Annotated in this window: 1 protein-coding gene; it reads left to right on the top strand. The window is 39.8% G+C overall.

Translation table 11 applies throughout. From position 1 onward, the window contains the following. A partial coding sequence (locus HUS62_RS22320; RefSeq protein ID WP_220095105.1) for a hypothetical protein occupies window positions 1-1,104 on the top strand: 1,104 nt, incomplete at both ends.

Raw genomic sequence — 1,104 nt, 5'->3', positions numbered from 1 at the left:
AGAAGAACTAATAAAATTAATTTCAAATGAAAAACCCACCAGCACGCAAGAATACAGTGAAGAAGCTAGTAGTGAAGCTGTTAGTAGTGAAGATACGATTAAAATCTACTCATTGTTGTCCTTCAACAACGGCGACATAGAGCGATTTGCCAATAGTTATGCCCCCGAACACTCCGAAGAGTTTATAAATTATTTAAATGCAAAAGAGTTGTGGCACTTATATCGCTTGCCTTATGACATTTTGTCAGCTTTGGACCAGTTATTAACTGATGGGAAGTTAGGTGACTTACAGGAACAACTTGATTATGGTATTTCGCAAAAGCTGAAAGAGCGTTCATTACTCCGTGGGGGATTGCTTAGTGAAACAAGGGCGTTGGAAGCCTTAGAGCGTATAGCCTTTGCGCTGTTTATGATGCAAAGGCGATCTATAAGCTTAGAAGCTACGCCAGGTAAACCTCACTTAGTGAGTATCAGTGAGATCCTAACTGATTTTAGCCCTACTGAATTAGATGAGCTAATTAGAAAACCAATATTCACTATTACGGGAGTTAAGCAATATAGGTTTCATCATCGCGCTTCGCAGGAGTATCTAGCAGCGAAGCAGCTCAAAAAGCTTAAAGAAAACGGTTTAAAAACGAATGATTTGTTTAACTTTCTGTTTGCTGAAATTGGTGGTGAAAAAGTTTTAATACCTAGTATGGAGCCTATTACTGCTTGGATGGCCTTATGGAATAGAGACATTTTTAATGAAGTAAAGACGCGCTCCCCAGCGTTAATGTTCAGACAGGGCATGCCTGCCTTATTAGATATTGAACAACGTGCAGAGCTAATCCGTTGCTTTGTTAATAAGTATTCTCAAAACTGTGGCTGGTCAGGTGTTGGTATTGGGCAACGAGAGCTTCAAAAAATTGCATCTCCAGAGTTGTCTGGCGTAATCAGAGAATGTTGGGATGAAGCATATCAAGGCTATGAAACCCGCGAGCTTCTGATTGAATTGATCTATTTTACACCATTAGTTGATTGCACCGATTTAGCTAAACAGGCTCTTCACGATTGTGATCTGAATATGGCACATAGAGTTTATGCTGCTTGGACTATTCTAGA

The organism is Pseudoalteromonas sp. 0303 (assembly GCF_013349995.1).
In the GTDB taxonomy this organism is placed as follows: Bacteria; Pseudomonadota; Gammaproteobacteria; order Enterobacterales; family Alteromonadaceae; genus Pseudoalteromonas.
Note: the sequence above shows the minus strand (reverse complement) of the source record. Positions and strands in the feature narration are given on the sequence as shown.